Source organism: Bradyrhizobium sp. Rc3b (assembly GCF_900114915.1).
Taxonomy (GTDB): Bacteria; Pseudomonadota; Alphaproteobacteria; order Rhizobiales; family Xanthobacteraceae; genus Bradyrhizobium.
In genome coordinates, this window is sequence record NZ_FOUS01000005.1 from 23,915 (window position 1) to 47,839 (window position 23,925).

Genomic DNA, 23,925 nt, shown 5'->3' on the forward strand with positions numbered 1-23,925 from the left:
GCGCGTTCGTTCCGGCTGCGATAATAAACTCGGTGACCGCTCAATTTGTAGGGACCGAATATCGCGTGACGACGGGAGAACGCGATCCGCAGGGACAGATAGATCGATCATTCCTTGTCAAGCTCGACACACTCGAACTAGCTGGTTCCGCGGGCATGCTTCGCTCGCGACTTGGGCTGACTCTCGAACGCGACAGAGATGTAGGCGGCGGGCCACCTAAGGAAGAACTCGCGCCTCAACCGGAAGAAATACCGTCCGTGGATGAGTCCGAAAAGCCGGCTCGCGTCGAAACCGCTGTCACGGAAGCGCAGTCCGAAGCAAACCAAACTGGAGTCTCGCCAGAACCGGCGAGCTACGACGGTCAGCCGATCGTACCAACGAAAATCTACGCGCGCCGACCGTTGAACGAGGAACGGGAAAAGGCCCCTGCGGCAACGTATGCCAAGGCAGACCCCGCCAGTGTGGCAACACCTGACCGGGACCGCTTCTACGAGGTCGGCTACCGTGGAACGCTGCGTAGGATGGTCGATCATGTCATCGAGATTGAGGGTCCCCTCTATTTCGACGTCCTCGTCGATCGAATTGCGCGCGCACACGGCTTCATGCGCTCAGGGGAGACGGTCCAAAAGATCATTGCCTCATCGCTGGGGCGCAATCGGTTTCCGACCACCAAAGACGGCGAACGGGAGATTGTCTGGCCGCAGGATGCCATGGCGGAAAGCGCTCCTTACAGGGGCGCGGGGGGACGCGACCACATCGACATCCCGCTTCCCGAGTTGGCAAGTCTCGCTGCCACGCTGCGCTCGGAGGAGGATGAGGACATCATCCGTGGAATGCAGGAGCACTTCGGCTTAGGGCGCCTGGCAGCTTCGACCCGCGAACGCTTCGAGGCAGCCGTCGCCACAGCTGGCTAATGTCACAGTTTATTTCTGCCTCGCCCGTCAACATGACGCAGCCATTCTGACGAAGTCGCGCCATGTGCAACCTTAAGCGGGCCTAACGATCTATCCATGGCGTATGCCTACCGCGGCGTGTAACTCTCGGTCAATTGGGCGTCTTCGTCCTCGATCCCATCTAGATCATCGGGAAGTTCGTCGCTGGAGAAAGCCGATCACAATTTACGTCAATGGCACGGCGTACGAAGTTCCAAAGGATCGCATTTCGTATGAGGAACTTATGGCACTGATCGGAGCCCCGGCCCTTCCCGACGACCAGCGCTACTCCGTTCAGTTCAGCAAGGGACAGTCCGGCAAGCCGACGGGCACTCTCATTGAGGGCGAGACGGTACAGGTGAAGAAGGGCATGGAATTCGATGTCACACCGGCTAATCGCTCGTAGCAACGACCTTCTCCGTCTGCGGAACGACGGTTTCAACATCGAAGTTCGCAATGGTTACCTGCTCATCAAGGACGTGCCCTACGTCGATGACGCTGGCATAGTGCACGAAGATGGCGTGCTGATCTCAGAACTTGAACTCGAAGTACGAGACGGCCAACAGGTCACGCGGCGCCCCAACGATCATGTAGCCCGCTGGGACCGGAAAGCATCCCTATCACGCGAATGGCCAAAAAATCCGTAGCTTCGAAAACGGTAGCGCGCCGCATGACCTCGGCAACGGCATCAAGGCGGATTTCACGTTTTCCGCTAAGGCAAGCTATCGCGACTACGAACACAAGATGCGGGCTTACCTCGGAGATTGTGGGTGAAGCGCAGAAGGTCAGACCGGGGGTAACGGCCCAGACATATCCGGTTTTTGCGACCGACGACAATGACGCGAGACGGCACGTCCCATCGAAGCCGTCTTCAGGCGGACCGAACGCAGCGGCGAAGCCCGGCGCGAGCTTGATAACACGCACGGCATCCAGCCAGAGACTCACGCCGCGAAAGCCTCCCGTGCACCACGTCACAATGACGCCAGCGACGCGGATGAGCGAGCCGCCACAGATGATGATGCCCTGCTTGAGGGAGTTACCTTTCGCATCTACGAGTTCTGGCTGCTTCTTGGGCGACCTGAAAAAGAAAGCGATTGCGCCTTCCTTCGTCTCCTTCCATGGAACATAGACTTTCTTCTTGCTAGCGAAATGCTGGTCAATGACTGCTTGAATTTCTCCCCTAAAGTGCTCTGTATAGTCATCATCGGCAGTCGCTTCGGTCTTGTATTTCCCATCTGCATAGTCACCCTCCGTGTCGGGCTCGGTCAGCTTCGGATGGCGCGCGGTCATGACTTGGGTGACGAATGGGACGTACTCAAATCTCTTATCGGCCATCGCTGTGGACCTCATTGGAGGCGGTTCACTTTGCATGATTCCCCAACACAGGCCTAATGCATGTTATTGCATTTCAATTGTAAGCATTCGAGCCCACCCGGCTTGTTGATCGTTGAGAGACCAGACGAGTGGCAGCGCACAAGAATCAGCATTACACGCCGAGATGCCTTCTAAAGCCCTTCACTCTCAACGGAGGCGGCAAGGCAATTAACCTGTATACACTTCGCAAGGATAAACTCGTTAGCGATGCGCCCGTCAAAAACCAGTGCTCGCGAAACTACTTCTATGGCGATGATTTGGTACTTGAAAACACGTTAGCTGAGATCGAGGGACCTTACAGCAAGATGCTGGGTCGAGTGATCGCACAGACCGAAACGCAAGAGGATATGAGCAACTTGCTTTTCTTCATGCATTTGCAGTTGCGCCGGACTGATATGGCGATACGACGGTTCTCGGCAATGCAGCAAGGTCTCTTCCGTGAGGTGTTTGGTGACGACGAACCGGAGAACTCACCAGAGAGCTTCAATATCCAGTCATCGTTGCAATCTTGCGTCGAACTGCACGAGACATTGACTGATTTGAAGCCACGGATTGTGGTGAACAGAACCGCGCTGCCTTTCGTCATATGTGATGATCCGGCCGTCCTCGCTAACAGATTCGCAAATCAGCGCCTTAAGCAACAGGACTACGGTCTCCACTCATCGGGACTGATGTTGACAATGCCCCTCACTAGGCATCTGGCCGTTCTTGCATATGACGGCAACGTGTACACAGCCCCCAATCTCGCTGACGGCCGCATAGTCCTCAAGAAAGATAGCGACGTTGAAGCGTTCAATGAGCTTCAGTTTCTGAAGGCATCCGCCAGTATTTTCTTTGATGATTGGGGGCACCGTGAGTATGTGCGAGAGCAATTCCAACGCTCGAAGGAGCGGCGCTTAGGCGACTTAGGACAGGAAGTCACATTCACTTGGGCCCGCCTTGAGGAGGAGCGAGAAGACGGAACACGCTTGTTCAAAGCGGTGCCTAAGGAAGAAGCGCAGGGAGAGCGCGTGCTAATCCATCAGTCGGTCAAGTATCCGATGCCTGCAAAGTGGATGTCGGAACTTACGTATCGAAATCCCCTCAAGACGTTCCACAACGGTACAGGCGCTGGACATGTGCGCCGCCAAGAATGGCTGAGCCGCGACTAAAGAAGGCGGAGGGTAGTCCGGCTGGCCAGCGAGGGACTACCGTCCTTTGGAGCGGAGAAACCGCAGAGCGTCCGTAGTCACGCGAAGCAGGTTATGTCCATCTACCACGACGGCACCCGTCCTGTCTCCGGCCATCGAAACGCCAGCCATCGCTCTGCCTGCGCGCGCGGGTGGGCGTTCGTACACTTCGGCTGCTTCGAGCCCTCTAGGGCTTGTAGTTTTGACGTGTTTGAATGCGTTGGCGGCCTCGCTCGCCACTCGGAAGTGTTCGCATTCTTCTCTGAATTGCTTTCGGAGCTTCGCCCGCATATCGCGATGCGCCTTGCCGTCCCATTGAGAGCGGTCTCCCGGATACGCCAAATAATCGACGGAGTGATCTATTGCCACGCAAGCTAGGAAACCCATCCTCACGCTGGACGGTCTTTGGCGAAAATCTTCCACAGTCGGCTCAACTATCTCGTTTAGATAGCGCTCAAGGTCTTCCACTACGTCCTCAGGGATTGATTCTAGTTTCGATGGGGCCTGCGCGCCGACTTCAAATAGGGCTCCGTGCGAGCTCACGCTCGGTCAGTCGAATACCGCAGCCTGACTAAGCGGTATCTGCACAATGCGCCAGGCATGTGAATTTCGGTCGCGCCCGAGCGAGCGGTAGCGCTCTCGTGGTAGCTATCTGGTAGCTACAACAGTTCCCCAATCGTCAACGATTTCCATAATCACTTGATTTTGCTGGTACAGTTGGGTGGGCTCGAACCACCGACCTCCTGTTCCACAGACAGGCGCTCTAACCAACTGAGCTACAACTGCATCCTGGCGAGCCGCCCTCGGGGCTACCTGAAAAGGCCGTCGACCTAGGGGGCTGGACGGGGCGGAAACTAGGTGCAACGGCCCGGTTTGGCAAGGCCGCAGAGCGACGAAAAACCGGCTGAAATCACGTTCGGTGCGAGGAAATCGGGCTTGATCACGGCCATCCAGGTGCTGCGCTGCCTCTGCCGCTTATGGCGGCACTCCCCGGGCGGAGACAACCCTCAACCCGTCGCCCGACGATGCTTCGTATCGCCCGGCGCCGGCCTCTCCCGCATCCGCCTTCGCCAAGGCTTCGGCGGACAAGAGCGGGAGAGGCGAAGAAAAAACCCGGGCCTTTCGGCCCGGGTTTCTCAAATTCAAACCAACCTGCCGGATCAGGCGGCGGGCTTGTAGAACTTCGAGGCGCTGGCCTTGATCGGCTCGGCGGTCTCGGCGGCGACGCGCTGGGTCAGCTCGACCAGCTCCTTGGCCTGAGACTGGAAGGTCTCGAGCTGGGTGCGGGTGTGGCCGGTCCACAGCTCCATCGCTTCGGCCGGCGACTTCAGGCCGAACAGCTGCTGGGCGAAGTCCAGCTGGGCGTTGCTGTTGGCCTTCATGAATTCCACCAGCTTGGCGGTGTATTCGCTCGCGCCCTTGCTGGCGGAGGTGAACACGGCCTCGACGGTGCCGTTGTGGGTTTCGGCGGCGTCCTTGAACTTGGCGTAGCTCTCACGGGCCTGCGACACGCCCTTTTCGGCGAACGCACGCATCTGCTCGGGCACCTCGAACGGAATGATCGAGGCAGAAAACGGATCAGTCGCACCTGTCATGGTTGTCCCTCACGATAATGAAAAATGGAGTGAGCCTTCTGGCGCGCCCGCCGGCCCCCGGTCTGGGCCGTCACACATTGAGCGGGTACGAAAGACTGGAAACGCGAAACAAACGAGATGGCTCGCCCAGCGCCCAAGATTATGGCTGCCTATCATGTCAACATTGTGCAGCGCAATGCGGAGGCAGGGTGCGCCGCGATAATTTAATCTAGGTTAGGGCGAGGTTCCGGGTTCGGGGAACCGGGGGTTGAGGTAAGGGGGTGGTGGCGTGAGTCTGCCCGCAGGCTCCGCTCTTTCCGTTCCCTCCCCCCTTGTGGGGGAGGGGCAGGGAGGGGGTGCCGCACGGGGATTCTTTCCGTCGCGCACCCTGCTCTCGGCACGTCACCCCAACTGACATCGCTTGCTGGGCTACCCCTCTCCCTAACCCTCCCCCACAAGGGGGGAGGGAATGCACCTTTCTCGACGTGCATACCGAGTCAGGTCACGCCGGCCGACGATCAGCTTCCCTTCGAATCCCTTGGATGAACCGGGCGGCGGCTTGCGGGTTCGGGCTGATTAAGGTTATCGCGGCTTAGGGCCGCCGCCGGGGACCGGGGCCGTGGACCTGCCCGCGGGCGCGGGCGATACTAACCCTTTCTTAAGGCTGTCATTCCCGGCAGCCGCCAGCTTCAAGCGCGAGACACAGCCGGTCGGATGACGAGTTCGGATTTCCAGTTGCGAGGTGTGGGCGATCCCCGGCTGGCCGTGCATGCGACCTCGCCGCTCGCGACCTGGCTGTGGTCCACCGACGGCGCGCGCGTGCTGTGGGCCAATCCGGTCGGCGCAAAGCTGTTCGGCGCGGCGAACGGCGCAGCGCTGGCGGAGCGGATTTTTGGCCCGGCGGACGGCCATCGCCGCCAGGTCGCCCGGCTCGCCCGGCAGCTGCCGGCGAACGGCACCGTGCGGCTCGAACGGCTGCGCGGCTTCGGCGCCCGGCTCGGCACGCTGATGACCTGCGCCTGCGCCCGGCTCGACTTTGCCGATGGCGGACACGCCGTGCTCGTCACCGCGATGGACCCGACCTTGCGCACCATGCCGCTGGTCGAGCGGCTGCATCGGCTGGTCGAGGGCGCGAAGATGCCGATGGCGGCGTTCGCGCCCGACGGCCTGTTCGTCGGCGCCAGCGAGGCCGCCCGCTCCCTGCTCGGCTTTCGCGATCTCGGCGAGGCCGGCCTCGAGCAAGCGCGCAGCGATGCGCTTCGCGCGGGCCGCGTCGAAACGCCGATCGGCATCGGCCAGATGGTGCTGCAACGGGTCGGCAGCGGCGCCGATGTCGGCCTGGTCGCGCTGATCGAGCCCGCCACGCAAGCAGCACCCGCAGCTTCCGTGCCCGCGAGCACGGCGGAAACCGCAAACGAAGCGCCGGTTGAACCTGCGCAGCAGGCCGCGGCCATGCCGTGCGAGCCGCCACCGTCGCAGGACGGATCGGCCGGGATCTCGTTGTTCGATGCGTTCGCCGAGCCGGTCGAGGCGTGCACAGCGACCGAGACAATGGCGCCTGAACCGCAGGACTCGACGGGGGTCGAGGACACGGCCGAACAGCCTGTTCGAGAACCAGCTCACGAAACCCCGGACCAGGGCGCCGACATCGCGCCAAAGACTCCGGTTGAAAACCCGCATCAAGCCATCGTGTCGCCGCAGGCTGTGCCGATCACTCCCGGCATGGTCGAGCCGCCGTCGGGCCAGCAATCGTCTGGCCGGGATTCGTCGGGCCAAGAGCCGCCCGCACCGCGTCAGCATCCGCTGCGCTTCCTCTGGCAGATGGATGCGGAGGGCCGCTTTGTGCTTCTCTCCGACGAATTCATCCGCCTGATCGGCGCGCGCACCGCCGCCGGCTTCGGCCGCCCTTGGCGCGAGATCGCCGCGGAATTCTCGCTTGATCCTGAGGGGCGCGTCGCGGAGGCGCTTGCGCGCCACGACACCTGGGCCGGGATCACCGTGAACTGGCCGGCTGACGGCGGCGAGCATCTGCCGGTCGAGCTCGCGGGCCTGCCGGTCTACGACCGCGAGCGCAACTTTGCCGGCTTCAAGGGCTTTGGCGTCTGCCGCGATCTCGACGGCCTCAATCGTCTCGCAGCGCTGAGGCGCTTCGAGACGGTGACCGAACCGCCGGCGCAGCACGGCCCGTCTGCCGAACTGGTCGCGCCGGAGCCCGAGGCCGAGCCGGTCGCGGAGGCGCCGCCTCCGCCGATCGAGCCGCCCGCAGCCGAGCCCGAGCCAGCATCCGAACCTGAACTGCCCGAACCCACCAGCGACGCGAATTCACACCCAACCGATCCGGAAACGTCAGTGGAAACGCCAGTCGAAACCCCTCCGAATGTCGTGCCGTTCCGCCCGCACGGCGATGTCAGATCACCCAGTGATCAGAGATCGCCGACGCTGACGCCGGTCGAGAATAGCGCGTTCAACGAGCTCGCCCGGCAATTGTCCGAACGGCTCGAACGCGAGCGCGAGACGATCGCGGCAGAAGCTTCCGAGCCCGTGGCGGAGACCCTCACCGAGCCGTCGGCGCCGGAGCCCTCATCGCCGCAAGCTGCGGCCGAATGGCTGAGCGAGCCCGCGCCGCCGCCACGCGGCGCCAGCGCGCGCGACCGCACCCTGCTCGACCTGTTGCCGACCGGCATCCTGATCTACCGGCTCGACCGCCTGCTCTACGCCAACCCCGCCTTCCTCGCGCGCATGGGCTATGACGGCATCAACGCGCTGGAGAGTGCCGGCGGGCTCGATGCGCTCTATGTCGAGCCCGGCGTGTCCTCGGCCAGCAGCACCTCGCAAGCCGGCACGCCTGTCACGATCAGCGCGACGCTCGCGAACGGTGAAGCGCCGCTTGCGACCACCGAGGCTCATCTGCACACGATCGACTGGGACGGCGAGAGCGCGCATGCGTTGATCTGCGCGCTGCCGCCGGCGCCCAGCGTCGCGGCTTCGATCGCCGAGACCGTCGTCGTGGAGCCCATCGTCGCCGAATCCTTCCCCTACGCGCCCGAGCTCGAATCCGCGGCCGGCGATGCCGATGCGGAGGATCTCGCCGCGATCCTCGACACCACCGCCGAGGGCATCGTCATGTTCGATGCCGAAGGCAACATCCACGCCTGCAACCGCAGCGCCGAGGCGCTGTTCGGCTATGACGGCACCGACCTGCTCGAGCAGAATCTGGCGACGCTGTTCGCGCCGGAGAGCCGGCAGATCGTCGCCGACTATCTCGAAAGCCTCAAGAGCCAGGACATTTCGAGCCTGCTGGACCACGGCCGCGAGGTGCTCGGACGCGAGAAGAAGGGCGGCGTCATTCCGCTCGCGATGATCATGGGCCGCACGCGGCCGGACGGCCCGAACTTCTTCGCCGTGTTCCGCGATCTCTCGCAGAGCAAGAGGGGCGAGAGCGAGCTGACGCAGGCCCGCCACCTCGTCCACAGCGCGGCCAACGCCAAGGCCGACATGCTGGCGCGGATCAGCCACGAGATCCGCACGCCGCTCAACGCCATCATCGGCTTTGCCGAGGTGATGATCTCCGAACGCTTCGGCACGCTCGGCAACGAGCGTTACGGCGAATACATGAAGGATATCCGCGCCTCCGGCGAGCGCGTCATCGCGATCATCGACGATCTGCTGGAGCTGTCGCGGATCGAAACCGGCAAGCTCGATCTCAACTTCGCCAACCTCAGCCTCAACGACCTCGTCGAAGCCTGCGTGACGGTGATGCAGCCGCAGGCCAATCGCGAGCGCATCATCATCCGCACCTCGCTCGCGCATGCGCTGCCGCAGGTCACGGCTGACGCGCGCGCGATGCGGCAGATCACCATGAACCTGATCTCGAACTCGATCAGGCTCGCCAGCGCCGGCGGCCAGGTCATCGTCTCGACCGCGCTGTCCGACCGCGGCGAGATTTGCCTGCGCATCCGCGACACCGGCCATGGCCTCTCCGAGCGCGAAGTCGCCGCCGCGATGGAGCCGTTCCGCACCCCGCCGCCCGGGGACGCCGCGGACAATTCGGCGCTGAGCCTGTCGCTGACCAAGGCCCTGGTCGAAGCCAATCGCGCCCGCTTCAACATCAAGAGCGCGGGGAATTCCGGCACGCTGATCGAAGTGGTGTTCGCACCGGTGGTGGCGGGGGCTTAGCAGTCACGACCACAAGCTCGTCATGCCCGGGCTTGTCCGGGGCTGACGACACGGAGGCATCACGCCGCGCGCACGGTGTCCAAGAACCTGCTGACTTCGATCTTCAGCCGGCTGCTGTCGTTCGACAGCGACTGCGCCGCGGACAGCACCTGCGCGGAGGCAGATCCCGTCTCGGTCGCGCCCTGCCTGACGCTGCTGATGTTGGCGCTCACCTGCGTGGTGCCGGCGGCCGCATTCTGGACGTTGCGCGAGATCTCGCCGGTCGCGGCGCCCTGCTCTTCCACGGCCGCGGCGATGGTGGACGATATCTCGGACAGCCGCTCGATGGTGCCGCCGATGGTCTTGATGGCGCCGACCGAATCCTCGGTCGCAACCTGGATGCTGGAAATCTGCTGACCGATATCGCCGGTGGCCTTCGCGGTCTGCTCGGCCAGCGCCTTCACCTCCGAAGCCACCACTGCAAAGCCGCGCCCGGCTTCGCCGGCACGCGCGGCCTCGATGGTGGCATTCAGCGCCAGCAAATTGGTCTGGCCCGCGATGGCGCTGATGAGCTCGACCACGTCTCCGATGCGCGCGGCCGCCTTCGACAATTCGCTGACGCGGTCGTTGGTCTGCCCGGCCTGGCTGACGGCTTCGCCGGCCATGCGTGCGGAGGCCTGCACCTGGCGGCTGATCTCGTGGACGGAGGCGGTCAGCTCCTCCGCTGCGGAGGCCACCGACTGCACGTTGGTCGCGGCCTCTTCGGAGGCCGCCTCGACCAGCGTGGCAAGCTCGGTCGAGCGGCTGGCGGTGGTGGTCAGCGAGGTCGCCGACGCCTCGAGCTCGTTGGCGGCAGACGACACGGTCTCGACGATCTCGCCGATCGCGCCTTCGAAATCGTCGGCCATCCTGATCATGTCGGCGCGACGGCGCTCGGCGGCGAGCTTGTCCTGCCTGATCTTCTCTTCCGCCTCTTCCTGCGCCTTGCGCTCGGCATTGACCTTGAACGTCTCGACGGCCTGCGCGATCTCGCCGATCTCGTCGGGACGGCCGAGCCCGGGGAGCACGATGGCGAAATTTCCGTTGGCGAGCTCGATCATCGCCGCGCGCATGGCCGACAGCGGCTTGGAAACCGAGCGGCCGATGAAGATGCCGAGGCCGAGCACGCCGGATGCGATCAGCGCGATCGCGACCGCGATCCAGAACTGGATGTTGGCACGTTCGGCCTCGTTCAGCCGGTCGGCCTCGACACGGATCTGGTCGACCGACTTCGAGACCTGCTCGATGACGGGCTCGACCGCGGAGAACGCTTCGGACATCGCCTTCAGCTCGGCCGCGAGCTTCAACGCGGTCTCCATCCACGCGGAGAAGTCGCGCTGGTAATCGGCGAGCTTTTGGCGAAGCTCGGCCTTCGAATTGTCGGGAATGGTTGCGGCGTTCAGGTTGGCGGAGAATTCAGCCGCACGCTTCTTGATGTCATCGCCATATCGCGCGTCGCGACGGAGCATGAAGTCCTTCTCATGCCGGCGCATCATCAGCATGATCACCTTGAGAGAGGAGTCCTGAAGCTGGTCGACCTGGCTCTCGATACCGTGGACCGACGCGCGCAGGCGCCCCTCCAGGCCGGATTTCTCGTCGAGGCCGAGCCGCTGCCGCTCCTCGACCACCGCGGTAAAGCGCGCTTGGTAGGTCTTCAGCGATGCATTCATCGCGTCGATCTTTTGCGCCAGCTCGGGCTTGCCGACGACAGAGATCCTGCCGCGAAGCGTCTCGATGTCGAGCGCCGCCTGCCGGCTGATCTCGACCTGGCGCTCGGCTCTGGCCGGATCGCTGCGTAGAAGGAAATCCTTTTCGGCCCGGCGCGCCTCGAGCAGTTCGACCGCGATCCTGTTGTTGAGCTCGAAGACGGTGCGCGCCTCCTCGGCGGCGTTGCGATAGACCGCCATCGCGCGCTCACCATAGAGGTGAATGCCGCCGATCAGGACGACACCAGCGACGCCGATGACGCCGATTGCAGTGATCTTGTGGGTGAGCCGCAGGGAGAATAATCGCATCTTTGATTTCAAAATTGGTTGTGGCTGATGCGATTAATGAAGCCTCAATGCGCGGAAACTTCCGTTAATTTGCGGACACGTATGACTACGTACTTATGCACGATACACGTCACAGGATAGGTCTCGATGGCGTTTATGCACGGTGAAGTGCACAAAAAAACACGGCGCTCGTACGCGCCGTGCTTCCTTCCCTTCAAGCCGTTGGTTGCGGATCGGCTCAGCTGTAGATCTCGAACAGGCCGGCGCCGCCCTGGCCGCCGCCGATGCACATCGTCACCACACCCCACTTCGCCTTGCGGCGCGCGCCTTCCTGCAGCAGGTGGCCGGTGAGACGGGCGCCGGTCATGCCGAAGGGATGGCCGATCGCGATCGAGCCGCCGTTGACGTTGTACTTGGCGGGATCGATGCCGAGCTGGTCGCGGCAGTACAGGCACTGGCTGGCGAAGGCTTCGTTGAGCTCCCAGAGATCGATGTCGTCGACCTTGAGGCCGGTGCGCTTGAGCAGCTTCGGAATTGCGAACACCGGGCCGATGCCCATTTCGTCGGGCTCGCAGCCCGCGGTCGCCCAGGCGACGAAGCGGCCGAGCGGCTTGAGGCCGCGCTTCTCGGCGTCCTTGGCTTCCATCAGCACCACGGCGGCGGCGCCGTCCGAGAGCTGGCTGGCATTGCCGGCAGTGACGAACTTGCCGGGGCCCTTCACCGGCTCGAGCTTGGCGAGACCTTCCATCGTGGTCTCGGGCCGGTTGCACTCGTCGCGATCGACGACGTAGTCGACGATGGTCTCGGCCTTGGTGGCCTTGTCGACGACCTTCATCTTGGTCTTCATCGGGACGATCTCGTCCTTGTACTTGCCCGCCTGCTGCGACGCCGCCATGCGGCGCTGCGATTCCAGCGAGAACTCGTCCTGATATTCGCGGCTGAGCTTGTAGCGCTCGGCGACGATGTCGGCGGTGTCGATCATCGCCATGAAGATGTCGGGCGCGACCTTGAGCAATTCAGGATCGATCGATTCCTTCGGCGTGCCGCCGCCCGGCATCGAGATGCTCTCGACCCCGCCGGCGACGATGCAGTCGGCGCCGTCCGAGCGGATCGAGTTGGCGGCCATCGCGATGGTCTGCAGTCCCGAGGAGCAGAACCGGTTCACCGAGACGCCGGCGGTGGTCTTCGGCAGGCCGGCCAGCAGCGCGGCCTGGCGGCCGATGTTGGGCGCGCCATGGGCGCAATTGCCGAGATAGCAGTCCTCGACATAGTCCTTGTCGACGCCGGCGCGCTTCACCGCGTGCTGGATGGCGTGCGCCGCGAGCGACATCGGCGGCGTGATGTTGAACCCGCCGCGGCCGGATTTTGCGAGGCCCGTGCGCGCATAGGAAACGATGACGGCTTCACGCATGTGTTTCTCCCTTGTCGAGCGATTTTGAACGGAGCGCTCTTTGAACGAGTTGTCCTGGCGCCATTGGTACACAAAGTTTGAAGGCTGCGGAAAATAAAAACGCCGCCTCCCGTGACGGAGGCGGCGTTGTTCCGCGGGTCGGAATATGTCAGCGTCTCAGAACGTCAGCGCCTTGACCTGCTTGACCTGCGGCAGGGCCTGCACCTTGGCGAGCACGTCCGCCGGGACCGCGCCATCGACCTCGACCAGCGCGATAGCGTCGCCGCCCTGCTCGACGCGGCCGAGATGGAAGGTCGCGATGTTGATCTTGGCGTCGCCCAGCAGGCCAGCGAAGCTGCCGATGAAGCCCGGCTTGTCCTCGTTGGTGACATAGATCATCGACTTGCCGAACTCGGCGTCGACGCGGATGCCCTTGATGTCGACCAGGCGCGGCTTGCCGTCGTGATAGACGGTGCCGGAGACCGAGCGCTCCTGGCGTTCGGTCGCGACCGTCACGGTGATCAGGCTCTCATAGTCGCTCTGGGCGGCGCGCACGATCTCGTCCACCACCATGCCGCGCTCCTTGGCGACGACGGGGGCGGACACCACGTTGACCTCGCCCAGCATCGGCCGCAGCAGGCCCGACAGCACGGCGGAGGTGATCGCCTTGATCTTCATCTCGGCGACGTGGCCCTCATAGGTGATCTCGACCTTGAGGATGCCGGTCTCGGTGAGCTGGCCGGCGAACGAGCCGAGCTTCTCGGCGAGCGAGATGAACGGCTTCAGCTTCGGCGCTTCTTCCGCCGTGATCGAGGGGAAGTTGACCGCGTTCGAGATCGCGCCGGTGAGCAGGTAATCCGACATCTGCTCGGCGACCTGCAGCGCGACATTCTCCTGCGCTTCGGTGGTGGAGGCGCCGAGATGCGGCGTGCAGATCACGTTGGGATGGCCGAACAGCACGTTGGCGTTCGCGGGCTCCTCGACGAAAACGTCGAACGCGGCGCCGGCGATGTGCTTGGAATTGAGTGCATCGACCACCGCCTGCTCGTCGACGAGACCGCCGCGCGCGCAGTTGATCAGGCGCACGCCCTTCTTCATCTTGGCGATTGCGGCAGCGTCGATGATGTTCTTCGTCTTCTCGGTCAGCGGCGTGTGCAGCGTGATGAAATCGGCGCGCTTGAGCAGGTCGTCGAGCTCGACCTTCTCGACGCCGATGTCCTTGGCGCGCTCCGGCGACAGGAACGGATCGAACGCGATCACCTTCATGCGCAGGCCGAGCGCGCGGTCGGCGACGATCGAGCCGATGTTGCCGCAGCCGACGACGCCCAGCACCTTGCCGGTGATCTCGACGCCCATGAAGCGGTTCTTCTCCCACTTGCCGGCCTGGGTCGAGGCGTCGGCCTGCGGGATTTCGCGCGCGAGCGCCAGCATCAGGGTGACGGCATGCTCGGCGGTCGTGATCGAATTGCCGAACGGCGTGTTCATCACGATGATGCCCTTGGCCGTGGCGGCGGGGATCTCCACATTGTCGACGCCGATGCCGGCGCGGCCGATCACCTTGAGGTTGGTCGCCTTGTCGAGGATCTTTGCGGTCGCCTTCGTCGCGGAGCGGATCGCAAGGCCGTCGTAATTGCCGATGATCTCGGCCAGCTTGTCCTTGTCCTTGCCGAGATTGGGCTGGAAGTCGACCTCGACGCCGCGATCTTTGAAGATCTGCACGGCAGCGGGCGAGAGCGCGTCGGAAATGAGAACTTTGGGTTTGGTCATGGGATGTGTCCTTCACACCCTCCCCTGGAGGGGGGAGGGTCGGCGCGAAGCGCCGGGGTGGGGTGAAGCTGCGAATTCGAAATTCGCCAGTGCGCCGTGTGGAGAGATCACCCCACCCCGCCGCACCTGACGGTACGTCGACCCTCCCCCTCCAGGGGAGGGTCAGAACTCAGGCCGCCTTGGCGAGCGTGGCCTTGGTCTCGGCAAAAGCCCAGTCGATCCACTGCGTCAGCAGCTCGACGTCCTTGGCCTCGACGGTGGCGCCGCACCAGATGCGCAGGCCAGCCGGCGCATCGCGATAATACGCGAAGTCGTAGCCGGCGCCTTCCTTCTCCACCAGCGCCACCAGCTTCTTGGAGAACTCGGCTTGCGCGTCCTCGGACAGCGAGGTGATGGCGGGATCGGTGAACTTCAGGCACACCGAAGTGTTGGAGCGGATCGCGGCGTCCTTGGCGAGGAAGTCGATCCACGGCGTCTTCGCCTTCCAGTCGGCGAGCACCTTGGTGTTGGCGTCGGCACGCGCGATCAGCGCCTTGAGGCCGCCGATCGACTTGGCCCAGTTCAGCGCATCGAGATAATCCTCGACGCAAAGCATCGACGGCGTGTTGATGGTCTCGCCGACGAAGATGCCTTCGTTGATCTTGCCGCCCTTGGTCATGCGGAAGATCTTCGGCAGCGGCCAGGCCGGCTTGTAGGTTTCCAGCCGTTCCACCGCACGGGGCGACAGGATCAGCATGCCGTGCGCGGCCTCGCCGCCGAGCGCCTTCTGCCAGGAGAAGGTGACGACATCGAGCTTGGCCCAGTCCAGCGGCTGCGCAAACGCGGCCGAGGTGGCGTCGCAGATGGTCAGGCCTTCGCGGGTCGCGCTGATCCAGTTGGCATCAGGCACGCGCACACCTGACGTGGTGCCGTTCCAGGTGAAGACAACGTCGCTCTTGGGATCGACCTTGGAGAGGTCGGGGATCTCACCATAGGCTGCGTTGAGCTTGGTGACGTCCTTGAGCTTCAATTCCTTGACGATATCGCTGACCCAACCTTCGCCGAAGGATTCCCAGGCGAGCGTGGTGACGGGCCGCGCACCGAGCAGCGACCAGAGCGCCATCTCGACTGCGCCGGTATCGGAGGCGGGCACGATGCCGATGCGATAGTCGGCGGGCACTTCGAGCACTTCGCGCGTCAGATCGATCGCGAGCTTGAGCTTGGTCTTGCCGACCTTCGCGCGATGCGACCGGCCGAGTGCTGCGTCCTTGAGATTTTGGGCGTTCCAGCCGGGGCGCTTGGCGCAGGGGCCGGAGGAGAAATGCGGCACGTTCGGCCGCGAAGCGGGCTTCGCTACAGTCATCATATCTACCCTTCCAGATAGTCAGCCTCCCGTTGGGGGGAGGTGTCCCGCCGCGGCTGATACGGGAAACAGGAAGAGTCGTCAAGGAAGTTCCGGCGTCTCACGGCGGCGTGATGGTGCTTCCGGTGCGATATCAGGGGATTCAACGACCGCGAGCGCATTCAGCAAGTCCGTGGCCTCGCTGATCAATTGCGCGGCTCTGCGGCGGCTGCCGACTTTCAAAATGCACTTGTCATTGGCCTGCACGACGTAATCGTTGCCGACCTTGATCATTGAATAGCTTGTCATCGAAATCCCCGAACCGACAGAGCCCGGTGTCTGAAGCTGCCGTAGCACCGTTCGTTCCCGGATCAACGTGAACGACGGCTGGGTAGTTTATCAGCTGTTAATATGAACAAACGCGCGATCCGAATTCGCTGATCGCGCAAGGCTCGCGAAGAGCTGCCTCAAAAGCGGACAGTCATACCGACGTGACTCGCTGCGAACCCGAGCCGCTTGTAGAAACGCTGCGCATCGACGCGGCTCGCATGCGTCAGCAACTCGACCAGACCGCAGCCGCGCGCTTTCGCTTCCGCGATCGCCCATTGCACCAGCCGCTCGCCGATGCCGCGGCTGCGACAATCCGAAGCAACGCGAACGTCTTCCAGCAGGCCGCGCACGCCGCCTTGCGAGCTGATGCCCGGCAGGATCGCGAGTTGCAGGCAGCCGACCACCCTGCCCTCGCTCTCGGCAACCACGAGCGTGAGGTTCGGATCGCGCTCGACCCGCGCGAAGGCATCGTAATAGGCGGCAGGCAACGGATCCTCGACGCGCTCGCGCGCGCGGCCGAGATGATCGTCGGCGAGCATCGCCACGATCGCAGGAACGTCGTCGCGGCGCGCGCGGCGAATGGAGACGGATTCGGCGTTCATGTCAGACAACTCCAACCTCAGCGCGCCGGCGGGAGGCCGAGAAACGCTTCGACCTCGCCGATCCAGCGGCGGAGGGCGGCATAGCGGCCGAGATCGAAGCCGCCTTCATGCGCCACGCGGGTATAGGCGAGCAGCGAGACGTCGGCGAGCGAAACCTCTTCACCGGCGAAGAAGCGGCCGGCCGAAAGATGCTGCTCCATGCGGTCGAGCGCCGCATAGCCGCGCTTGACCTTTTCGGGGTCGAGCGCGGATGCATCCTTGCCGAGATAAACGAGGAGGAAGCGGCACACCGCGATATAGGGCTCGTGGCTGTACTGTTCCCAGAACAGCCATTCGTCCATCTTGGCCGCAATGAAGGCGTCGCGCGGAACGAGCGCGCTGTCGCGGGCGAGATAGCGGATGATGGCATTGGACTGCGCCAGCGTGCGGCCGTCGTCGAATGCGACGGTGGGCACCTGGCCGGCGCCGTTCATCTCAAGGAATTGCGGCGTGCGCGTCTCGCCCTTGCGCGTATCGATCTCGATCCACTGGTAGGGCAATGCAAGCTTGTCGCAGACCCACTTCACCTTCAGGCAATTGCCGGAATTGCTGTCGCCGTAGATCTTCATCGCTGCCGCCCCGCTTTGGAGCGACAGAGCATCAGGACGCAAGCGAGCTGTCAACCGCGGCGCAGCGCGGTCCCGTCAGAACTTGTAGCCGAGACCGGCGCGGACGGTGTTGATGCTGGTGTCGACCTGGGAAGTGAAGCGAATATATTCGTACTCCGCGCGCATGAACAAGCCGCCGACCAGATTGACGTCGACGCCGAGACCGGCGGTGTAGCCGTAGATCAGGTGATTGTGCTGGGCATCGGTCGAGGTCAACGGCGCCAGCGGCGTGTAGACCCCGAGCTGGGTCGCGCTCACGCGGTCCTGCACGCTGACGGTGCGAACGATGTCGGCATTACCGAGCGCGAGCCCCGCAAACATGTAGGGCAGGAAGCATCCCCATGCGTAGGCGGCGCGACCGCGGAACGTCCCGATGTCGCTGATGCTGATCGAAGAGGTCGACGTCGCCGTGACATCATGGAAATTGCCGTCGGACAGTGCAGTGGGGCTGACGCGCCGTTCGCTGGCCGACGACGATCCTCCGAACCTGCCGTGCAGCCAGCTCACTTCGAGACCGAGGACGACGTCGTCCCATTGCGCATTGTATCCGACGAAGGCGCCGTAACCGGTGGTGCGCTGCGAGGCCTTGCCCAGTCCGAGATTCCACTGAGACACGCCCATCGAGCTCTCGATCAACGTATCCGCCAACAGGGCAGCCATCATGTTGCTGGTCGAGCCGTTGAAGTTCTCGTCGGACGAACCATAACCGGCCTGGGCTCCGATATAGGAGCCTTGCCAGTTGACGCTGGACCGGGTGAGACCGTCCGTGAAGCTGCCGCGCAGGATGGGAAGATCGGGCATATCGGCCGCATGCGCGGCAGACACCGTCCCCAACATCGCCGCCGCCAACAAAAGGCCACGCATCGCAACGCTCCATCGAACTCGAACTGTCATCGTGATCATGGCTCGTTAACCTTAACCAATGGTTGCGCCCGCCGCCTTCATCGCTACTCGCCATGAAAAATACGCAAAGCAAAACGGCGCGGGATGAATCCCGCGCCGTTAAGAAGTCCTAACCGATCGAAGTATCGATCAGCCCTTGGTGACGAGCGGCGGCGCGTAGACCGGCGGGCTGCTGAGATCCCAGCGCACGCCGAGCTTGATGTCGTGCGAGGTGAGCTCCTTGACCTTGATCGAGGTCGGGCCGGAGGCGCTGTTGTCGAACAAGCGGTAATTGCCGGGCGCGGCGTCGCCGAGGTTCATGTAGCTGTAGGCCAGTTCGACGGTGAATCCGGGATTGACCTTGTAGGCGAGACCGGCGTGAGCGGCCCAGGCGAGGTTCCACTTTCCGTTATCGGCGAAGTAGGCAACGCTGTTGTTGAGCAGCGGGTTGTAGGACACGCCGTCGTCGCGGAAGCCGCTGATCTTGTTGTAGGAGCCGCCGACACCGGCGCCGATGAACGGGGTGATGCACCACCAGGTGCCGAGGTCGACATAGGCGTTGGCCATCACGACCCACTCGGACTTGCTGCCGCTGTAGTTGTTGACGCCGACGAAGCCGGGTCCAACGACGTTGTCGCTGCCGTGCAGATTGGATTTGCCACGATACTGGCCGATCACGTCGGCGCGGAACCAGTTGTTGAAGCGATAGCCGACGCCGAGATCGAACAGCCCCGCCGAGTCGAAGCCGAGCCCCTCCGTCGTCTTGGAATAGCCGGCCGGCAGGGCGCTATCGATGCGCTTGGCGCTCTGGTTGGTCATGCCGATGTCGCCGCGCAGATACCAGCCGCCGAAGTCCGCGGGCGGAGCCGGCGGCGCGTACATGGGAGGGGGCGCCGCGATCGGCATATCGGCAGCGAACGCCATCGACGAGATCAGGGTTGCCGCACCCGCGGCAAGGAGAGACTTAACGCTACGCATTGGCTTCGTCCTTTTGGCCGGTGAGGCAAATACGCAGGCCTCACGTTCTGGAAACTCACGGAGCGGACGATGCCAGCAAATGTTTAAGCGCCACTTAACCCTAATTTTTAAGGTTGATTTTTCCTGACTGCTCGCGCGCACGGATGAGAAGCGTTGCAAAATTGCAGCGCCTGGCGCCGCAATTGCTAACGATGTGTAAAGCCGCAGTGCAGCGGGAGAGAATCCGTTAACGCGCGTGCCGCGGCAGCTTGGGCAGGAACACCGCAAGCAGGCCGATCGCCGGCAGGTAGGCGCAGACCTGGTAGACGAACTCGATCGAGGTGTGGTCGGCGAGCTTGCCGAGCACGGCGGCGCCCAGGCCCCCGATGCCGAACGCAACGCCGAAGAACACGCCGGAGATCATGCCGAATCTGTGCGGCACCAGCTCCTGCGCGAACACGATGATCGACGACGTCGTCGAGGAGATGATCAGACCGATGATGACTGACAGCACCGCGCTGCCGACGAGCCCGGCATAGGGCAGCGCCAGCGTGAACGGCAGCGCGCCCAGGATCGAGATCCAGATCACGATCTTGCGGCCGAAGCGATCGCCCAAGGGACCGCCCAGAAACGCGCCGACCGCGTTAGCCGCGAGGAAGATGAAGAGATAGATCTGCGCTGCCTGCGTCGACACGCCGAACCGATCGATCAGGTAGAAGATGTAATAGCTCGACAGGCTCGAGACGTAGAGCTGTTTCGAGAACAGCAGCGCGACCAGCACGAGCAGCGCGACGGCGACGCGGCGCGAGCTCGGTGCGTCGGGATGGGCCTGAACCGCCGCTGTCTTCTTCGCCTTGATCTGCGGCGCGTACCAGCGGCCGATGCGCCAGAGGATGAGGATCGCGAGGAAGGCGATTGAGGAGAACCAGGCGATGCTGCCCTGCCCGAACGGCACCACGATCGACGCCGCCAGCACCGGCCCCATCGAGGTGCCGAAACTGCCGCCGAGTTGGAACACCGATTGCGCGAAACCGTAGCGGCCGCCGGAGGCGAGCCGCGCAATGCGCGCGGATTCGGGGTGAAACACCGCCGAGCCGAGACCGACCAGCGCGGCGGCGACGAGGATGACGAGATATTGGTGCGCGGCGCTGAGCAGCAGGAGGCCGAAGAAGGTCGAGGCCATGCCGACCGCCAGCGAATAAGGCTGCGCCTTTTTGTCGGTGTAATGTCCGACCACCGGCTGCAGCAGCGAGGCCGTAAACTGGAAGGCCAGCGTGATCATGCCGATCTGCGCGAAGTCGAGCGCGTAGGTGTCCTTCAGGATCGGATACACCGAGGCGATCAGCGACTGCATGGTGTCGTTGAGGAAGTGCGAGAAGCTGATGCCGGCGAGCACGACATAGGCCGGCCCGGCCGCTTTGGCGGCGGGTGCCACGTCAGCGACGACGACGGGCTCGGTCAGCGTTTCCTCTGAGACGACAACAGGCTTGTTCAATGCAGCATCCCGGCGCGGCAGATTGCCGCGACCTCGTAGGTACGATGCAACGCGCGATGGAACCACCGCCAATCGCAAATGGCTGGAATGCGCGCGCTCTGCCGCGAGCAGCGCGACCTGCATGGTTCAAGAGGCCCGCTTTCACGGGCTCCTCACCATGAAGGTCTGGATCTCGCCATGAAAAGGGTGGGCGAAGGCGCCCTTGCGCCGTGCCCACGATCCTTCGATACGGCCACAGAAGCGTGGGCACGCTTCGCTTTGCCACCCTACGGCAGGGTGCTTGGGACCTCAGGCCGCCGCCTGGCCGAGCGCGAAGACGATGGTGTCGACGACGTCCTCGACCAGGATGCGGTCTTCGCCCTCGCCCATGACGCGGATCACCGGCTCGGTGCCGGAGGAGCGGATCAGGAGACGGCCGTGGCCGTTGAGCCGTTTCTCGCCGTCGGAGATCGCAGACTTGACGTCGGAATCATCGAGCGGCTTGCCGCCCTTGTGGCGGACATTCTTGAGGATCTGCGGCAGCGGATCAAAGCGGTGGCAGACTTCCGACACGGGACGGCGCAGCTTCTGCACCACCGCGAGCACCTGCAGCGCAGCGACAAAACCGTCGCCGGTGGTGGCATAGTCGGACAGGATGATGTGGCCGGACTGCTCGCCGCCAAGATTGTAGCCGCCGTTCAGCATCTGCTCGAGCACGTAGCGGTCGCCGACCGGCGTGCGGACCAGATCGAGCCCCTGCCCTTTCAGGAAACGCTCGAGGCCGAGATTGGACATCACGGTGGCGACGATGCCGGGCCGCGACAGGCGGCCGTCTTCCTTCCAGCTCTGCGCGATCACCGCCAGGAGCTGGTCGCCGTCGACGACATGACCGCGCTCGTCGACCAGGATAACGCGATCGGCGTCGCCGTCGAGCGCGATGCCGATGTCGGCGCGCATCTCGCGCACCTTCCGCGACAGTGCTTCCGGCGAGGTCGAGCCGCAATCCTTGTTGATGTTGAAGCCGTCGGGCTCGACGCCGATCGGCACAACGTCGGCGCCCAACTCCCACAGCGCTTCCGGCACCACCTTGTAGGCGGCGCCGTTGGCGCAATCGATCACGACGCGCAGGCCGTCGAGCGAGAGGTCGCGCGGCAGCGTGCGCTTGGCGAATTCGATGTAGCGGTCATGCACGCCGTCGATGCGGCGGGCGCGGCCGAGGCTCGCGCTCTGTGCCAGCCGCTTGTCGATGGGCTCGTCGAGCAGCTGCTCGATCTGCCGCTCGACGTCGTCGGACAGCTTGAAGCCCTGCGGGCCGAACAGCTTGATGCCGTTGTCCTCGAACAGATTGTGCGAGGCCGAGATCATGACGCCGAGATCGGCGCGCATCGACTTGGTCAGCATCGCAACCGCCGGCGTCGGCATCGGGCCGACCAGCAGCACGTCCATGCCGACCGAGGTGAAGCCGGCGACCATCGCGTATTCGATCATGTAGCCGGACAGGCGGGTGTCCTTGCCGATCACGACCCGGTGGCGGTGATCACCGCGCTGAAACGCAAGGCCTGCGGCTTGGCCGACCTTGAGCGCGAGCTCCGGCGTGATCAGTCCGTTAGCGCGGCCCCGAATCCCGTCCGTCCCGAAATATTTGCGACTCATATCGTCCCCCGAGCAACAACCAGGGGATCCCCTCTACAACCACGGGCTGCCCGAACGGGACCCGCATCCCTGATTTGCTAAACGTCTTATAATGCCTATGGGGCTAACTTGGCTTCAAAAAATATGATGAATCATTACGGAACCGGGGCGCCGCCGCTCCGACAACGTCTTGTTAACATTATATTTCCTACCCATGGCGCCGGTCGGGGTGGAACCCGATTTAATCGCTGCGCTTGACGTGGCCATCGCCGCGGCTCGGCGCCGGCTGGGTGACGTTGACGGGATCGGAGCCCGGAAAGGTCTCTTCCAGACCCTCTTCCAGGGCTTCCTCGAGATCACGCTTCTCCTTGATCTCTTCCGGCGAAGGTCCAGCGTGCGGCTTCGTCATGGCGCCCTCCTGCAAAACGGTCTGCAAACGGATTTGGCTGTGCATCCAACCATGCTAGATGACCCCGAAATCTTCCGATGCAAGACTCTTGGTAGAAGACGGGCCGGGGAACGATCATGAAACATATCACCTGTATCGACGATCTTCGCACGCTGCATAAGCGCCGCGTGCCGAAGGCGTTCTTCGACTATTGCGATCGCGGCTCCTATGCCGAGGAGACGCTGCGCGCCAACCGCGAGGATATGCAGGCGATCAAGTTTCGCCAGCGCATCCTGGTCGACGTCTCCAAGCGCGACACCTCGACCACGATCCTCGGCGAGCCCTCGACCATGCCGCTGATACTCGCGCCCGTCGGCCTGCTCGGCATGCAGCATGGCGACGGCGAAATTTATGCCTGCCGCGCCGCGCAGGCCGCCGGTATCCCGTTCACGCAATCGACCATGTCGATCTGCTCGATCGAGGACATCGCCGCCAATGTCGAGAAGCCGTTCTGGTTCCAGCTCTACGTCATGAAGGACCGCGGCTTCATCAAGGAATTGATCCAGCGCGCGATCGCGGCCAAGTGCAGCGCGCTGGTGCTCACCGTGGACCTCCAGGTGATCGGCCAGCGCCACGCCGACATCAAGAACGGCATGACGGTGCCCCCCGAATGGTCGCTGTCGAAGCTGCTGGATTTCGCCAGCAAGCCCGGCTGGGTCTCCGGCGTGCTGCAGGGCAAGCGCCGCACCTTCGGCAACATCGCCGGCCACGTAAAGAACACCGAGGATCTCAATCGCCTCGCCGAATGGACGGCCTCGCAGTTCGACACCTCGCTGAACTGGAAGGACGTCGAGTGGGTCCGCAGCATCTGGCCGGGCAAGCTCGTCATCAAGGGCATCCTCGACGTCGAGGACGCCGAGGAAGCCGCCAAGACCGGCGCGCAGGCGCTCGTCGTCTCCAACCATGGCGGCCGGCAGCTCGACGGTGCGCCGTCCTCGATCGAGGTGCTGCCCGAGATCGCCGATGCGGTCGGTGACAGGATGGAGATCATGTTCGACGGCGGCATCCGCTCCGGCCAGGACGTGATGCGCGCGCTCGCGCTCGGCGCAAAGTCCTGCATGCTCGGCCGCGCCTATGCCTACGGCCTGGGTGCCGGCGGCCAGGCCGGCGTCGCCAAGGCGATCGACATCATCCAGAAGGAGCTGCTCACCACCATGGGCCTGTGCGGCGTCAACCGGATCGACGAGATCGACGATCATGTCATCGCGATGTGACGGCAGCGGCGGTGCCGTAGGGTG

20 protein-coding genes and 1 tRNA gene are annotated in these 23,925 nt (G+C 63.6%); 6 read left to right on the plus strand and 15 right to left on the minus strand.

The genetic code is table 11. From position 1 onward, the window contains the following. Positions 1–257 precede the first annotated feature (257 nt). The 3 genes from BM190_RS12720 (at position 258) to BM190_RS41750 (ending at position 1,579) form a co-directional block, all read left to right on the plus strand. A complete protein-coding gene (locus tag BM190_RS12720; RefSeq protein WP_177237053.1) occupies positions 258–914 on the plus strand; it encodes a DUF3320 domain-containing protein in 657 nt (218 codons plus the stop codon). A gap of 103 nt (positions 915–1,017) precedes the next feature. Continuing rightward, the gene (locus BM190_RS12725; protein ID WP_092254978.1) at positions 1,018–1,338 is read left to right on the plus strand and encodes a multiubiquitin domain-containing protein; all 321 of its coding nucleotides are present in this window, start codon (positions 1,018–1,020) and stop codon (positions 1,336–1,338) included. Continuing rightward, the gene (locus BM190_RS41750) at positions 1,313–1,579 is read left to right on the plus strand and encodes a DUF6791 domain-containing protein (protein ID WP_349516682.1); all 267 of its coding nucleotides are present in this window, start codon (positions 1,313–1,315) and stop codon (positions 1,577–1,579) included. Before BM190_RS12725 ends, BM190_RS41750 begins: the two co-directional genes overlap by 26 nt. On the opposite strand, the gene BM190_RS41895 is transcribed toward BM190_RS41750, so the two are convergent. Further along, positions 1,500–2,267, minus strand: coding sequence for a hypothetical protein (locus BM190_RS41895; protein ID WP_177237054.1), 768 nt, complete (start codon positions 2,265–2,267; stop codon positions 1,500–1,502). The two genes, BM190_RS41750 and BM190_RS41895, sit on opposite strands and share 80 nt — an antisense overlap. A 128-nt stretch (positions 2,268–2,395) precedes the next feature. On the opposite strand from BM190_RS41895, the gene BM190_RS12735 reads away from it, so the two are divergent. After that, the gene (locus tag BM190_RS12735) at positions 2,396–3,457 is read left to right on the plus strand and encodes a DUF4238 domain-containing protein (RefSeq protein WP_092254981.1); all 1,062 of its coding nucleotides are present in this window, start codon (positions 2,396–2,398) and stop codon (positions 3,455–3,457) included. A gap of 727 nt (positions 3,458–4,184) precedes the next feature. On the opposite strand, the gene BM190_RS12740 is transcribed toward BM190_RS12735, so the two are convergent. Together BM190_RS12740 and BM190_RS12745 are read right to left on the minus strand one after the other, a co-directional pair. Then, positions 4,185–4,261, minus strand: a tRNA-His gene (locus tag BM190_RS12740). 374 nt (positions 4,262–4,635) lie between these two features. Further along, on the minus strand, positions 4,636–5,070 hold the full coding sequence (locus BM190_RS12745; RefSeq protein WP_091958388.1) for a phasin: 435 nt from the start codon (positions 5,068–5,070) through the stop codon (positions 4,636–4,638). A 693-nt stretch (positions 5,071–5,763) separates the two neighbouring features. Between BM190_RS12745 and BM190_RS12750 the strand changes: the two genes are divergently transcribed. Beyond that, on the plus strand, positions 5,764–9,225 hold the full coding sequence (locus tag BM190_RS12750; RefSeq protein WP_092254984.1) for a PAS domain-containing sensor histidine kinase: 3,462 nt from the start codon (positions 5,764–5,766) through the stop codon (positions 9,223–9,225). 59 nt (positions 9,226–9,284) lie between these two features. Here the strand turns inward: BM190_RS12750 and BM190_RS12755 are convergent, their stop codons facing one another. From BM190_RS12755 to BM190_RS40370, 12 genes are all read right to left on the minus strand, one after another. Further along, positions 9,285–11,258 (minus strand): methyl-accepting chemotaxis protein, encoded by a 1,974-nt coding sequence (locus BM190_RS12755; protein ID WP_092254987.1) that lies wholly within the window; start codon positions 11,256–11,258, stop codon positions 9,285–9,287. Positions 11,259–11,475: 217 nt separating this feature from the next. Further along, on the minus strand, positions 11,476–12,648 hold the full coding sequence (locus tag BM190_RS12760) for a thiolase family protein (protein WP_092254990.1): 1,173 nt from the start codon (positions 12,646–12,648) through the stop codon (positions 11,476–11,478). 156 nt (positions 12,649–12,804) lie between these two features. Then, complete coding sequence (serA, locus tag BM190_RS12765; protein ID WP_018318279.1) at positions 12,805–14,394, minus strand: phosphoglycerate dehydrogenase; 1,590 nt, start codon at positions 14,392–14,394, stop codon at positions 12,805–12,807. Positions 14,395–14,563: 169 nt separating this feature from the next. Next, the gene (locus BM190_RS12770) at positions 14,564–15,736 is read right to left on the minus strand and encodes a phosphoserine transaminase (protein WP_092255895.1); all 1,173 of its coding nucleotides are present in this window, start codon (positions 15,734–15,736) and stop codon (positions 14,564–14,566) included. Between the two features lie 81 nt (positions 15,737–15,817). Continuing rightward, positions 15,818–16,009 (minus strand): hypothetical protein, encoded by a 192-nt coding sequence (locus tag BM190_RS12775; protein WP_240536301.1) that lies wholly within the window; start codon positions 16,007–16,009, stop codon positions 15,818–15,820. 173 nt (positions 16,010–16,182) lie between these two features. Continuing rightward, complete coding sequence (locus BM190_RS12780; RefSeq protein ID WP_092254992.1) at positions 16,183–16,647, minus strand: GNAT family N-acetyltransferase; 465 nt, start codon at positions 16,645–16,647, stop codon at positions 16,183–16,185. Between the two features lie 17 nt (positions 16,648–16,664). After that, positions 16,665–17,255 (minus strand): glutathione S-transferase family protein, encoded by a 591-nt coding sequence (locus tag BM190_RS12785; protein ID WP_092254995.1) that lies wholly within the window; start codon positions 17,253–17,255, stop codon positions 16,665–16,667. Between the two features lie 75 nt (positions 17,256–17,330). Beyond that, entirely contained in the window at positions 17,331–18,158 is an 828-nt protein-coding gene (locus BM190_RS12790; protein WP_018318284.1) for an outer membrane protein, read from the minus strand. Positions 18,159–18,326: 168 nt separating this feature from the next. Further along, complete coding sequence (locus BM190_RS12795; protein ID WP_091958410.1) at positions 18,327–19,154, minus strand: outer membrane protein; 828 nt, start codon at positions 19,152–19,154, stop codon at positions 18,327–18,329. 226 nt (positions 19,155–19,380) lie between these two features. Next, complete coding sequence (locus BM190_RS12800; protein WP_177237055.1) at positions 19,381–20,628, minus strand: MFS transporter; 1,248 nt, start codon at positions 20,626–20,628, stop codon at positions 19,381–19,383. Between the two features lie 288 nt (positions 20,629–20,916). Further along, positions 20,917–22,260 (minus strand): phosphoglucosamine mutase, encoded by a 1,344-nt coding sequence (gene glmM / locus BM190_RS12805; RefSeq protein ID WP_028140521.1) that lies wholly within the window; start codon positions 22,258–22,260, stop codon positions 20,917–20,919. Between the two features lie 220 nt (positions 22,261–22,480). After that, positions 22,481–22,648, minus strand: a complete 168-nt coding sequence (locus BM190_RS40370; protein WP_162832259.1) for a hypothetical protein — start codon at positions 22,646–22,648, stop codon at positions 22,481–22,483. A gap of 116 nt (positions 22,649–22,764) precedes the next feature. Here BM190_RS40370 and BM190_RS12815 point away from each other — a divergent pair, with 116 nt between their 5' ends. After that, a complete protein-coding gene (locus BM190_RS12815; RefSeq protein ID WP_018318289.1) occupies positions 22,765–23,901 on the plus strand; it encodes an alpha-hydroxy acid oxidase in 1,137 nt (378 codons plus the stop codon). Positions 23,902–23,925 lie beyond the last annotated feature (24 nt).